The 11,650-nt window shown below is 69.9% G+C and carries 12 protein-coding genes; 10 read left to right on the top strand and 2 right to left on the bottom strand.

The genetic code is table 11. The annotated features are described in order from the left end of the window. The 4 genes from WCJ52_RS07760 to pseG all read left to right on the top strand — a co-directional run. Window positions 1-470, top strand: a 470-nt coding sequence (locus WCJ52_RS07760; RefSeq protein WP_336902734.1) for a penicillin-binding transpeptidase domain-containing protein, incomplete at its 5' end; no start/stop codon positions are given. Between the two features lie 135 nt (window positions 471-605). After that, window positions 606-1,079: a transcription elongation factor GreA gene (gene greA, locus WCJ52_RS07755; protein WP_336902733.1), complete on the top strand. Its 474-nt coding sequence runs from the start codon at window positions 606-608 to the stop codon at window positions 1,077-1,079. Beyond that, complete coding sequence (locus WCJ52_RS07750; protein WP_336902732.1) at window positions 1,063-2,067, top strand: mitochondrial fission ELM1 family protein; 1,005 nt, start codon at window positions 1,063-1,065, stop codon at window positions 2,065-2,067. Before greA ends, WCJ52_RS07750 begins: the two co-directional genes overlap by 17 nt. A gap of 67 nt (window positions 2,068-2,134) precedes the next feature. After that, complete coding sequence (pseG, locus tag WCJ52_RS07745; RefSeq protein ID WP_336902731.1) at window positions 2,135-3,160, top strand: UDP-2,4-diacetamido-2,4,6-trideoxy-beta-L-altropyranose hydrolase; 1,026 nt, start codon at window positions 2,135-2,137, stop codon at window positions 3,158-3,160. 12 nt (window positions 3,161-3,172) lie between these two features. Here the strand turns inward: pseG and WCJ52_RS07740 are convergent, their stop codons facing one another. Next, window positions 3,173-3,850 carry an META domain-containing protein gene (locus WCJ52_RS07740; protein ID WP_336902730.1) on the bottom strand — a complete coding sequence of 226 codons (678 nt, stop codon included), beginning with the start codon at window positions 3,848-3,850 and terminating at the stop codon, window positions 3,173-3,175. A 140-nt stretch (window positions 3,851-3,990) separates the two neighbouring features. Here WCJ52_RS07740 and trxB point away from each other — a divergent pair, with 140 nt between their 5' ends. Genes trxB through WCJ52_RS07725 form a run of 3 tightly spaced genes read left to right on the top strand, consistent with a single transcriptional unit; the run spans window position 3,991 to window position 6,787 of the window. Then, window positions 3,991-4,971 (top strand): thioredoxin-disulfide reductase, encoded by a 981-nt coding sequence (gene trxB, locus WCJ52_RS07735; protein ID WP_336902729.1) that lies wholly within the window; start codon window positions 3,991-3,993, stop codon window positions 4,969-4,971. After that, the gene (locus tag WCJ52_RS07730) at window positions 4,968-6,266 is read left to right on the top strand and encodes a UDP-N-acetylglucosamine 1-carboxyvinyltransferase (RefSeq protein WP_336902728.1); all 1,299 of its coding nucleotides are present in this window, start codon (window positions 4,968-4,970) and stop codon (window positions 6,264-6,266) included. The genes trxB and WCJ52_RS07730 overlap by 4 nt, the downstream gene beginning before the upstream one ends. A 14-nt stretch (window positions 6,267-6,280) precedes the next feature. Further along, window positions 6,281-6,787 (top strand): N-acetyltransferase, encoded by a 507-nt coding sequence (locus WCJ52_RS07725; RefSeq protein ID WP_336902727.1) that lies wholly within the window; start codon window positions 6,281-6,283, stop codon window positions 6,785-6,787. Here the strand turns inward: WCJ52_RS07725 and WCJ52_RS07720 are convergent. Continuing rightward, complete coding sequence (locus tag WCJ52_RS07720; RefSeq protein WP_336902726.1) at window positions 6,778-7,977, bottom strand: cell wall hydrolase; 1,200 nt, start codon at window positions 7,975-7,977, stop codon at window positions 6,778-6,780. The two genes, WCJ52_RS07725 and WCJ52_RS07720, sit on opposite strands and share 10 nt — an antisense overlap. A gap of 182 nt (window positions 7,978-8,159) precedes the next feature. On the opposite strand from WCJ52_RS07720, the gene nadA reads away from it, so the two are divergent. From nadA to nadC, 3 genes are read left to right on the top strand one after another with little or no spacing between them, the layout of a single operon-like run. After that, entirely contained in the window at window positions 8,160-9,242 is a 1,083-nt protein-coding gene (nadA, locus tag WCJ52_RS07715; protein WP_336902725.1) for a quinolinate synthase NadA, read from the top strand. Then, window positions 9,239-10,759, top strand: coding sequence for an L-aspartate oxidase (locus tag WCJ52_RS07710; protein WP_336902735.1), 1,521 nt, complete (start codon window positions 9,239-9,241; stop codon window positions 10,757-10,759). Before nadA ends, WCJ52_RS07710 begins: the two co-directional genes overlap by 4 nt. Next, on the top strand, window positions 10,756-11,601 hold the full coding sequence (gene nadC, locus WCJ52_RS07705; RefSeq protein ID WP_336902724.1) for a carboxylating nicotinate-nucleotide diphosphorylase: 846 nt from the start codon (window positions 10,756-10,758) through the stop codon (window positions 11,599-11,601). The genes WCJ52_RS07710 and nadC overlap by 4 nt, the downstream gene beginning before the upstream one ends. Window positions 11,602-11,650: the final 49 nt, after the last annotated feature.

Genomic DNA, 11,650 nt, shown 5'->3' with positions numbered 1-11,650 from the left:
CCGCCCCGCCCCGGCAGGTCGTCGGTAATCCGGCCCTCTCGGACCTCAACCGGATGATGCGGCAGGTGATTCGCAGCGGCACGGGAACGCGGGCCGCCCTTCCCGGTCGCGACATCGCCGGCAAGACCGGCACGACCTCGGCCTACCAGGACGCCTGGTTCGCCGGCTACACCGGCGGGATCATCACCGTGGTCTGGCTGGGCCGCGACGATAACCGGCCCATGAAGGGCGTGACGGGCGGCTCCCTTCCCGCGGAGACCTGGCGCCGGGTCATGAGCGCCGCCATCAGCCGGCTGCCCTCCGGACCCATTCCTGCGGGACCTCTCCCGCCGCCGCCGCCTGCCGCCCCGCCGGATCCGCCACCGGTTCCCGACATCGCCGGGCCAGACCCCGAACCCCCGGCACAGGCGCCCCCGGCGGCGGCAGCCAAGGCTGAGGACACCCTGCCTGGAGCGGTCCCGCAGCCGTAAAGGCCCTGATCTTCCCAGCGTGCTGCATTGCACACTTGAGTTTCCGCCCCGTGGGACCTATCCTTTTCCCCCCAACGGACGCGTTCGCCTGCAGTGTCCGACTCATTCCCAGCGCAGATCCGAGACCACCCGGTTATGGAAAAAGTCCCAATGACCGCCGAGGGCTACCAAGCTCTCGACGATGACCTGAAGCGTCTCAAGACGCTCGAGCGGCCGGCTGTGATCGCCGCCATCTCCGAGGCGCGTGAGCACGGCGATCTCTCGGAGAACGCCGAGTATCACGCGGCTAAGGAACGCCAGGGTTGGATCGAGGGGCAGATTGCCGACATCGAGGACCGGATGGCGCGCGCCCAGGTCATCGACGTCTCCAGGCTTTCGGGCAGCCAGGTCAAATTCGGTGCCACCGTCTCCGTCGTCGACGAGGACACCGAGGACCAGGCCCGCTACCAGATCGTTGGCGAGCATGAGGCCAACGTCCGCGCCGGCAGGATCTCCATCACGTCTCCCATCGCCCGGGCCATGATCGGCAAGGAGCCCGGGGACGTCGTGGAGGTCAACACGCCTGGCGGCGTCAAGGCCTACGAGATCGTCAATGTGGAGTGGATCTAGGGCCGGCCGGCTCTTGGAAACCCCCCTCTCCATCTGGGCCGTATCCGACGACAAGGCCGGAAACGCCGCCCCGGCTCTGGGCCTAGCTGAGGCCGTGGCGGCCCTGCGGCCAGCCCAGGTCCAGACCCGCACAGTCCATTGGAAGGGCGTCACTGGGCGGCTTCCCTGGCATCTGCATCCCTTCCCCCTCGCCACCTTGAAGGCCGGAACCGGGATCGCGCCCCCCTGGCCCGACATCTGGATCGCCGCGGGCCGGGCCACCCTGCCCCTCTCCCTGCGCATGCGCCGCTGGTCTGGCGGGCGCACCCTGGTGGTGCAGGTCCAGAACCCCCGGGCGCCGCACCGGGCCTTCGACCTTATCGTCGCGCCCCGGCACGACCAGATCGCCGGGCCCAATGTCCTGGCCATTACCGGATCGCCGCATCGCGTCACGCTGGCGCGCCTTGCCGAGGCTGCCGGGCGGTTTGAGGGAGTGATGGGCGACCTGCCCCATCCCCGGGCCGCCCTCCTGGTCGGCGGAAAATCCAAGGTCCACGACCTGTCGGATACCTGCGCCCGGGACCTCGCAGCCAGCATCCGGGAGGCGGTCCTCTCGGCCGGCGGATCGGTGATGGTCACATTCTCAAGGCGCACCCCCGCCTCGGCGCGACGGCTGATGACCGCGGCCCTCTCGGACCTGCCGGGGTTCATCTGGGACGGAGAGGGCGAGAACCCTTACTTCGCCCTGCTGGCCATGGCGGACGTCATCCTGGTCACCGAGGACAGCGCCAACATGGCGACGGAGGCCGCCTCGACGGGGCGTCCGGTGCTGTTCCTGCCCATGGACGGCGGCTCGCCGAAGTTCCAGCGGCTGCAGGAGGATCTCATCTCCCGGGGCTCGGCGCGACGGTTCGCGGGGCGGCTGGAGATCTTCCCCGGCGCGCCCCTGGACGAGACCCGGCGGGCCGCTGAGGCCATTCTGGCGACGCTTGACCGGCGGTCCGTATGAACACGCCCTTTCCGAAGCCGCAATTTCGCGCTCCCCTGTCTGCGTCATGATTCCCGAGACGCCGCGCGTGCTGTTCATCGCCGACGCCGGTCCTGAGGCCGGCGGCGGACACATGATGCGCAGCCTGACCCTTGCTGAGGCGCTGAGCGTCCGCGGCGCCGCCTGTGCCTTCCTTGCAACTCCGCAGGGCGTGCCCCTGCTCGAGACCTTCGCCCCGGCCATGTCCAGGATCGAGGCTGCAGGCTCGGACCGGGCCTCCTTGGCCGCCGCCCTTGCGGGCCAGGGCTTCGACGCCCTGGTGTTTGACCACTACCACCTGGCCCGGGCTGACCATGAGGCCCTCGCCGGCGGCAGGGCCTGCCTGGTGATCGATGACCTTGCCGACCGCCCCCTGGGCGCCGACGTCGTGCTGGACTCCGGCCCGACGCGGCGGCCCCTCGACTACACCCTGCTGACCGACGGCGACGCGCGGCTTTTGCTGGGCCCTGAGTTCGCACCCGTCCGCAGCCGTTTCGCAGCCCTCAGGGCCTCGTCCCTCGCCCGGCGGGAGGGACCTGTCCGCAAGGTCCTCGTCACCATGGGCCTCAGTGACGTGGCCGGCATCACCAGCCGGGTCGTCGACCGCCTGCGACCCCGTCTCGGAGATGTGGGGATTGATGTCGTCCTGGGTGCCCAGGCCCAGAGCCTGAAGGCCCTGTCACGGATGGCGACCCATGACCGCCGCCTGCGCCTGCATGTGGACGCGACGGACATGGCCACCCTGCTGCATGACGCAGACTTTGTGATCTCCGCCGCCGGGTCGACGGTCTGGGAGATCTGCACCCTGGGTCTTCCCGCCGCCGTCGTCATTGTGGCCGGGAATCAGAGGCCGGCGGCCGAGGCCCTGGCGGACCGGGGCGCCGCCCTGGTGGTCGATGCCAGCGACCCGGGCTTCGAGGGGGCCCTGGACAGGGCCATCATGCGGCTGGTGACCGACTCCGCCCAGCGAACCCACCTGTCGACCTCGGCGGCCTCGGTCTGTGACGGCCAGGGCGCCGGACGAGCGGCGCAGGCCCTGCTGGAAGCGATCGGCCGGAAGACCCCGTCCCTCTGAACTTCGGTGGCCTCAGCCGCCCCGGCGCTCGCAGGTAACCGGTGCCATCCGTCCTCGGGCGAAGGTGATCTTCCGACCGCCCTCGATCTCCTGGGTGAAGGTCATGCGGCCATTGGTGAAGATGCGCGGCGCCTCGGGATCGGTTCCCTGGGCGTTGAGACGTTGCAGGGTCTCTGTCACGCCGCCGGGGCCGCTCACCTGGGCCTCGGTCGCCGTGAAGCGGACCTGGAAGTCCTCGTCGCCGCAGCGCAGGTTCGTCATTCCGGCTCCTGCCTGGACGGGATCGGCAGGGCGCAGGAGCAGGCTGGCCCCACCCGGGCCGGAAAGGCGGACCGCACCCCCCTCCGCCCCTGAGACCGTATTCACCGCCTGGAGGGAGGTCGCAAGCCGCTGCTCCTGGTCCATCAGGGCGGGGCTGCAGGCCATCCGGGTGGAGACCAGGGGCCCGATCCGGATCCGGGCGCCCGACTGTTCGAAGGTGCCCGAAAGCCGGTTGCAGCCGGCTGAAGCCGAGACCCCGCCGTCAGCGAAGGCGACGGTAAGGGAGGCCCGGTCCAGGACACCGCGGCCATCGAGGTCCTCGACCCGCCACTGGCCGGCCAGACCTGGCGGTGCGGGCGCACTGACGGCTGCACAGGCGACAAGCGTGACAGCGACCAGGATCAGGCTGAAAGCATGCTGGAACTTCATCTGGAATCCTCCCCGTCCGACGACCCGGAAAGGGTCCAGTTTCGCCTCCGGCGGCCGGCCAGTCCAGACCTGAAGTCCAAGTCTTCGCAAGCCTTACAGCCGGAGTCGCGCACGGCCGGATTCTGCCCTAAAGGGACGATATGTCTGACTCCACGCCCCGCTCCGCCCGCTGCCTGATCGTCGGCTCCGGTCCTGCCGGTTACACCGCAGCCGTCTACGCCGCCCGGGCCCTCCTGAAGCCGGTCCTGATCCAGGGCCTCCAGCCCGGCGGTCAGCTCACCATCACCACCGACGTGGAGAATTATCCGGGCTTTGCCGACGTCATCCAGGGGCCCTGGCTCATGGAGCAGATGCAGGCCCAGGCCGAGCACGTCGGGACCGAGATCATCAACGACATCGTGGTCAGCGCCGACCTCTCCGCCCGCCCCTTCCGGCTGGTCTGCGACAGCGGGCAGGTCTGGCTCGCAGAGACCCTGATCATCTCCACGGGCGCCCAGGCCCGCTGGCTGGGACTGGAAAGCGAACAGCGCTACCAGGGCTTCGGTGTCTCGGCCTGCGCCACCTGCGACGGCTTCTTCTACCGCGGCAAGGACGTCGTGGTGGTGGGCGGCGGCAACACAGCCGTCGAGGAGGCCCTCTTCCTCACCAAATTCGCCTCAAAGGTGACGGTGGTCCACCGGCGCGACAGCTTCCGGGCCGAGGCCATCCTGCAGGAACGCCTCTTTGCCAATCCCAAGGTCGAGGTGGTCTGGGACCATCAGGTCGACGAAATCCTGGGCCAGACCGATCCCATGGGCGTCACGGGCGTGCGGCTGAAGTCCACCAAGACCGACGAGACCCGGGACCTGGCCTGTGACGGCGTCTTCATCGCCATCGGCCATGCGCCGGCCTCGGCCCTCTTTGCCGGCCAGCTGGAGAGGAATGACTCGGGCTACCTGAAGGTGAAACCGGGAACGGTCTCCACGGCGATCCCCGGCGTGTTCGCCGCTGGCGACGTGACGGATGACGTCTACCGGCAAGCCGTCACCGCCGCCGGCATGGGCTGCATGGCGGCGCTGGAGGCGGTCCGGATGCTCGCCGAGGAAGACCACCACGCCACCAGCCGGACGGCGGCCCAGTGACCAGCCTGATCGTCAATGGCGGCAGGGCCCTGCGCGGCCGGATCACCCCCGCGGCCAACAAGAACGCCGTCCTGCCGGTGCTCTGCGCCACCCTCCTGACCGACCAGCTGATTACCCTGCACCGGGTGCCGGACATCACAGACGTCCGGAAGATCCTCGATTTCTTCCGCAGCCTCGGTTCGAGCGTGGACATGGACTTCGAGGCCGGCGTGCTGAAGGTGCGGCACGGCGAGGGGCTCGATCCCAAGGCCGCGCATCTGCCCCTGGGCATGCGCTCGACCCTGATGCTGATCCCGCCCCTGCTCCACAGGTTCGGCGCGGCGACCATCGAGGAGGACGCAACAGGCTGCACCCTGGGCGCCCGGGAGATCGACCCCCACATCGAGGTCTTCCAGACCTTTGGGGCGAAGGTCCGCCGCGAGCCCGACGCCCTGCACATCTCGACGCCTCGGGGCTTCCAGGCCTCGGACCACTGGCTCGACTACGCCTCGGTGACCACGACCGAGAACTTCATCCTCTGCGCAGCCACCGCTGCGGGGCGCTCGAAGCTGACCAACGCCGCCTGCGAACCCCATGTGCAGGAGTTCTGCGCCTTCCTCGCCCTGATGGGCGCCCACATCGAAGGCGTCGGCGGCTCGCGGATCGTGGTGGAGGGCGTCGATCGGCTGTCGGGCGCCGAATTCACCTTCGCTGATGACTTCCACGAGGTGGCCACCTTCCTGGCCATGGGGGCCATCACCGGTGGCGAAGTCTCGGTGCGGAACGGCTCGGTGGAGCAGTTCCCCCTCCTCGACCGCACCTTTGCCAAGTTTGGCGTTGAGGTGACGCACGAGGGCGGCTGGTCGACGGCGCGTGTGCCCAATGGCCTGAAGGTAAGGGAGCCCTTCACCTCCAACATCCTGACCAAGGTCGAGGCGGCACCCTGGCCCTACGTCCCGGCGGACCTCCTGCCCATCTTCATCGCCCTCGGCGTGCGCGCCGAAGGGTCGGTCATGTTCTGGAACAAGGTCTATGAGGGCGCCCTGGGCTGGAGCTCAGAGATCGGCAAGTTCGGCGCCCATTCGGTTCTGTGCGACCCGCACCGACTGATCACCTACGGCGGCAAACCCCTGATGCCGGCCACGGTGGAGAGCCCGTACATCATCCGGGTCGCCATCGCCCTCTTCATGCTGGCGGCCAGCATCGAGGGACGCTCGACCATCCTCAACGCCGCCCCGATCCAGCGCGCCCATCCCCGCTTCGTTGAAAACCTCAACGCCCTCGGGGCCGACGTCGAATGGGTGGCTGGAGACTGAGAGGGAGCCCCGCCATGGCACTCGAGATCCGCTACGCCCGCTACGGGGACCATCCGGGGATCGCCGACATCCTCGACGCCGCTTTCGGGGGGACGACCGAGCGTCGCATCGTCGAGCGCCTGCGCGCCGACGCCGAAGCCATGTTCGAACTGGTCGCCCTTCAGGACGGGGAGTTGGTGGGGAGCATCATGTTCAGCCGTCTCTGGGCGGACAGCCATAACCTCTACGCCGCCCTCGCCCCCCTGGCTGTCCGGCCGGAACGCCAGCGGACGGGGATCGGGTCCGCCCTGACCCTTCGCGGCCTCGACGCCGCCCGGCATTTTGACGCCGCCGCCGTACTCGTGCTCGGACACCCCGAGTACTATCCAAAGTTTGGGTTCTCTACCGCCGCAACAGCGCAGGTCAGCGCGCCGTATTCCGGCAACCCGGCCTTCATGGGGATCGCCCTTTCAGAGGGTGCCCTGGATGCGCCGCTGATGGTGGCCTATCCCGATGCCTTCTCGGCGACGGATCAGGGCTGAACGCCGGTCGATGGCACCACCGCCGGGACCGTCGGGGGGGCTTCCCCCCGTTCCATGTCGGCCAGGGCAGCGTTGATCCGGCGGATCTCCTCCGGGGTCGGCCTGCGCCGGGCGGGGGAAAGCTGGCCGGGAGCCGGCGACGCCAGGCCACCTGCGGCGTCCGCCTCGGCCACCGTGTAGGTCCGGGTCTCGCCAGCCAGGGCCAGGGTCACGGTCCGCGGCGCCAGCAGGGGCGGCTGGGTCTCCGGCCCGCCCTGGGTGCGTGGATCAACCCCACCCAGGACCGCCGGGCTGAGGCGGGCTTCACTGCCGGCGTAATGGCCGGAAAAGGCACCAGGCTCCCCGGAGGGGCCCGTCCAGCGGTAGAAGATGTGGGCGCCGATCTGGGTCAGCTTGACCAGGGTCGGGGCCCAGTAGGGCGACACGTAGTCGGCGTGGTAGTGCGTCGCAGTCCCGACCTCAGGAACCACGTAGCCGGCCAGGGCGCGGCGAGCGATCCGGTTCGCCTCCGCCCAGAGCCCAGGGTCAGGTGCCCGGGCCAAGGCTCCGTCGCAGGTAAAGGTGAACTGGCAGCCCGTGGACCGGGCTGAGCCCTGGTAGACCACGCCGCACACTGACTTTGGATATCCCGGGTGGCGCAGGCGATTGAGCACGACCTGGGCCACTGCGGCCTTGCCCGCCTCGGGCTCGTGCGCCGCCTCGTAGTAAACCGCTTGGGACAGGCAGGTGACGGCGCGGGCGGAATCCTCCGTGTCGGCCGCCAGTCGAAAGGCCGGCATGGGCGCGACGGGCGCCCCGGAGATGGGGCGCAGGGCGTTGATGAGCCGGGCCTCGTCCGCCGCCTGGGCAGGATCAGGCGCACCCAGGCCGAAGGTCGGCGGTGAAGCCAGGTCCAGGCGCTCCCATCCCGGCGTCAGGCTGAGCGAAGCCTCAAGGGTGCGGGCGGGACCAACCCCGGCGAGGGCCCTCAGGGTCGGGGACAGGGCGGCGAAGCGCGCCTCAAGCGCGGGCTCGGAAAAGGCGCGGGCGACGGAGACGCCCGGCTCACCGGCAACCGAAGCGACAGGCAGCGCGCCACGCTCCGCCCCAGCCGCGCCCGGGCCAAGCAGACCGACAAGGACGATCAGCGCATATGTTCGGGCCAGCTTCAGGGGATTGCCTCTGCTATCGGACAGGCTGGCGTCTACCATGACCCGGCGTCGCGATCACGCGCTCTTGTCTGCTGGCACCCGCCCGCATCTTGCCAAGCCCACTTGCGACCCTCATATTTGTCCTTAGATATGCTCGGAATGAGCATAAGGGGAGGAGGCGTCGGACCCATCCGTAGTCTCGTTACCCCTCTAATGCTCATTTTGAGCAAAAGGAGAGCGCCATGACTGGGTTCCCCCAGGCCGACTTCACCCCCGAGGTCGAACGCGAGACCGCCGCCATCTGGGAAAAGGTGAGCCGGCGCGTCACGCCGATCGAGTGGCGGCTGCATGCGCCCATGATCGCGCAGATCAACCGGATCAAGCGCGAGCGCAATGCAGTGATCCTGGCGCACAACTACATGACCCCGGAGATCTTCCACGGGGTCGGCGACTATGTGGGCGACAGCCTGGGCCTGGCGCGGGAGGCCGCGAGGTCCGACGCCGCCGTCATCGTCCAGGCCGGGGTCCACTTCATGGCTGAGACCTCGAAGATCCTCTGCCCGGACAAGCGGGTCCTGATCCCCGACCTTCGGGCCGGATGCAGCCTGGCATCCTCGATCACCGCCGCCGACGTCCGGCTCATGCGGGAGCGGCACCCTGGCCTGCCGGTGGTGACCTATGTCAACACCTCCGCCGAGGTGAAGGCCGAGACGGACATCTGCTGCACCAGCGCCAACGCCGTCCAGGTCGTGGAGCAGGCGGCCCGGGAGTGGGGTGTCGACCGGGTGATCATGATCCCGGACGAATTCCTGGCGCGCAACGTGGCCCGTCAGACGGACATCGGCATCATCGCCTGGCGCGGCCGGTGCGAGGTCCATGAGCAGTTCACGGCCGAGGACATCCGCGAGATCCGGGAGGCGCATCCCGGCGCCGAGGTCCTGGCCCATCCTGAGTGCCCGCCCGAGGTCCTGGCCGAGGCTGACTTCGCCGGATCGACGGCGGCGATGAACGACTATGTCCTGACCCGCAAGCCCCGGCAGGTGGTGCTGATCACCGAGTGCTCCATGGCCGACAACGTTGCCGTCGACGCTGTCGACACCGAGTTCCTCCGCCCTTGCAACCTGTGCCCGCACATGAAGCGGATCACCCTTGAGAATATTCTGGAGGCCCTGGTGGAGGACCGATACGAGGTGACGGTGGACCCGAAGGTGAGCCTCCGCGCCCGCACTGCCGTGCAGAGGATGATCGACCTGCCGCCCCCCGCCGTCCCGGCCCGATACGACCTGGTCCGCGCCCTCCATCACGTCGACGTGGAGCTGATCTGACCATGGACGTCATCGACTTCGACGGCGTCCTGGTCATTGGCGCCGGCCTGGCCGGGCTTTCGGCGGCCCTGTCGGCGGCGCCGCGGCGGGTGTGCGTCCTGGCCTCGGCCCCGCTGGGAGATGGCTGTAGCTCGGCCTGGGCCCAGGGCGGAATGGCCGCGGCCCTGTCTGACGCGGATACGCCCGCCCTGCACGCCGCCGATACCCTCGCGGCCGGCGCGGGCCTGGTGGATGCCGGACGGGCCGGGCTCCTCGCCTCGGAGGGCCCCGCCGCCGTCCGCTGGCTGGCGGGCCTCGGTGCGCCCTTCGACCGTAACGCGGACGGTGGCTTTGCCCTCAGCCGGGAAGCTGCCCATGGACAGGCCCGGGTGGCCCGGGTGGGCGGCGACGCCGCCGGACGCGCCATCATGGATGCCGTGATCCGCCAGGTCCGCATGGCGTCCCACATCGAGGTCCGGGAGGGCTGGAGCCTGCGCGGCCTGCTGCAGGATGCGACCGGTCGGGTATGCGGCGTCCGGCTCGCGAAGGCTGGCGAGACCTGTGCCCTGCGCGCGCCAGCGGTGATCCTGGCCACAGGCGGGATTGGCGGCCTCTATGCCGGTGCCTCGACCCCGCGGACCCTTCTTGGCGAAGGCCTGGCCGCTGCGGCCCTGGCCGGGGCCGTGATCGCCGATCCCGAATTCGTCCAGTTCCACCCCACCGCCCTCGACGTCGGCCGCGATCCTGCGCCCCTGGTGACGGAAGCCCTGCGCGGCGAGGGCGCCATACTGGTCAACCGGGATGGCCAACGCTTCATGACCGGCCTGCATCCCGACGCCGAGCTTGCGCCCCGGGACATCGTCGCCCGGGCGATCCATGCGGAGCGCGAGGCCGGGCGCGGCGCCTTCCTCGACGCCCGGAAGGCCGTAGGCGCCCACTTCCCCGAGGCCTTCCCTACGGTCTATGCCGCCTGCCGCGATGCGGGAATCGACCCCCGGATCGAACCCATTCCCGTGGCACCCGCCTGCCATTACCACATGGGTGGAATCCTGACGGACGCGGACGGGGCGACCCGCCTCCCCGGCCTGTTCGCCGCCGGCGAATGCGCCTCCACGGGCGTCCACGGTGCCAACCGCCTGGCGTCCAACTCCCTTCTGGAAGCCGCGGTGTTCGGCATCCGCGCAGGCCGCGCCGCCGCCCGGAGGACCCTGGCCGGACGGCCCCTCCTTGGCACGCCGGAACTCTCAGCCTTGCCGGAGGCGGACCTGTCGCGCCTGCGCAGTGCCATGAGCCGGGACGCCGGCGTCATCCGTGACGCCGCAGGCCTGTCTCGCCTGCTGGACCTGACGGAAGTCCTGACACAGGCCCACGGGCCCTCAGGACCCCTCATCGCCGCCCGGCTGACGGCGGCCTGCGCCCTGGAGCGCCAGGAGAGCCGGGGGGCCCATTACCGATCGGACTATCCTGAAATGGCCCCGGAAGCCCAGAGGACCCTTGTCACCCTGGAAGCCGGCACCCTGTCCCGGATGGCCGCTTGATCACGCCCCTCCCCGACCTCCTCATCGCCCCCGTCGTCCGTGCCGCACTTGCCGAGGATCTGGGCCGGGCCGGCGACATTACCAGCCAGGCCTGCGTCCCCGCCGAGGCGCGCCTGTCGGTGATCTGGGCGGCGCGCCGCCCCGGGGTCCTTGCCGGGCTCGACTGCGCGCGCCTCGCCCTGGCCGAGCTCGCGCCGGAAGCCGTATTCAACGCCCTGGCTCGGGACGGAGACGCCCTGTCCTCCGGAGATGTCCTGGCCCGCGCCGAGGCGCCGGCCTGGGCTGTGCTGGCAGCCGAGCGGACGGGGCTGAACCTCATGGGTCGGCTTTCGGGGATCGCCACCCTGACCCGCGCCTATGTCGACGCGGTCGCCGGAACCGGCGTGCGGATCACGGACACGCGCAAGACCACGCCGGGCCTGCGCCAACTTGAGAAGTACGCCGTGCGCTGTGGCGGCGGGGTGAACCATCGCTTTGGCCTGGATGACGCCATCCTGATCAAGGACAACCACGTGGCGGCCTGCGGCGGCGTCCGACCGGCCCTGGAGCGCGCGCGGGCGGCTGCGGGCCACCTGGTGAAGGTGGAGATCGAGGTCGACGGCCTGGATCAACTGGCCGAGGCCCTGCCCCTGTCGCCAGACGTCATCATGCTCGACAATTTCAGCCTGTCGGACCTGCGGAAGGCCGTCGCCATGACTGCGGGCCGGGTCACCCTGGAAGCCTCGGGGGGGGTGGACCTCACAACGGTGCGAGCTATTGCGGAGACCGGGGTCCAGGTCATCAGCGTCGGCGCCCTAACCCATTCCGCCCCGGGGCTCGATATCGGACTCGACGCCGCCTGACCCCGCAAGCGGGACGCAGGGCGCTCAGGGCGCGGGTGGAGCCTGAATC

It is taken from the genome of Phenylobacterium sp. (assembly GCF_037138395.1).
Taxonomy (GTDB): domain Bacteria; phylum Pseudomonadota; class Alphaproteobacteria; order Caulobacterales; family Caulobacteraceae; genus Phenylobacterium.
Note: the sequence above shows the minus strand (reverse complement) of the source record. Positions and strands in the feature narration are given on the sequence as shown.

Coding starts and splice junctions, on each gene's coding strand:
- greA (WP_336902733.1), top strand. CDS start 606: ATGGAAAAAGTCCCAATGACCGCCGAGGGCTACCAAGCTCTCGACGAT.
- WCJ52_RS07750 (WP_336902732.1), top strand. CDS start 1,063: ATGTGGAGTGGATCTAGGGCCGGCCGGCTCTTGGAAACCCCCCTCTCC.
- WCJ52_RS07740 (WP_336902730.1), bottom strand. CDS start 3,850: ATGAAGTTCCAGCATGCTTTCAGCCTGATCCTGGTCGCTGTCACGCTT.
- trxB (WP_336902729.1), top strand. CDS start 3,991: ATGTCTGACTCCACGCCCCGCTCCGCCCGCTGCCTGATCGTCGGCTCC.
- WCJ52_RS07725 (WP_336902727.1), top strand. CDS start 6,281: ATGGCACTCGAGATCCGCTACGCCCGCTACGGGGACCATCCGGGGATC.
- WCJ52_RS07720 (WP_336902726.1), bottom strand. CDS start 7,977: ATGGTAGACGCCAGCCTGTCCGATAGCAGAGGCAATCCCCTGAAGCTG.
- nadA (WP_336902725.1), top strand. CDS start 8,160: ATGACTGGGTTCCCCCAGGCCGACTTCACCCCCGAGGTCGAACGCGAG.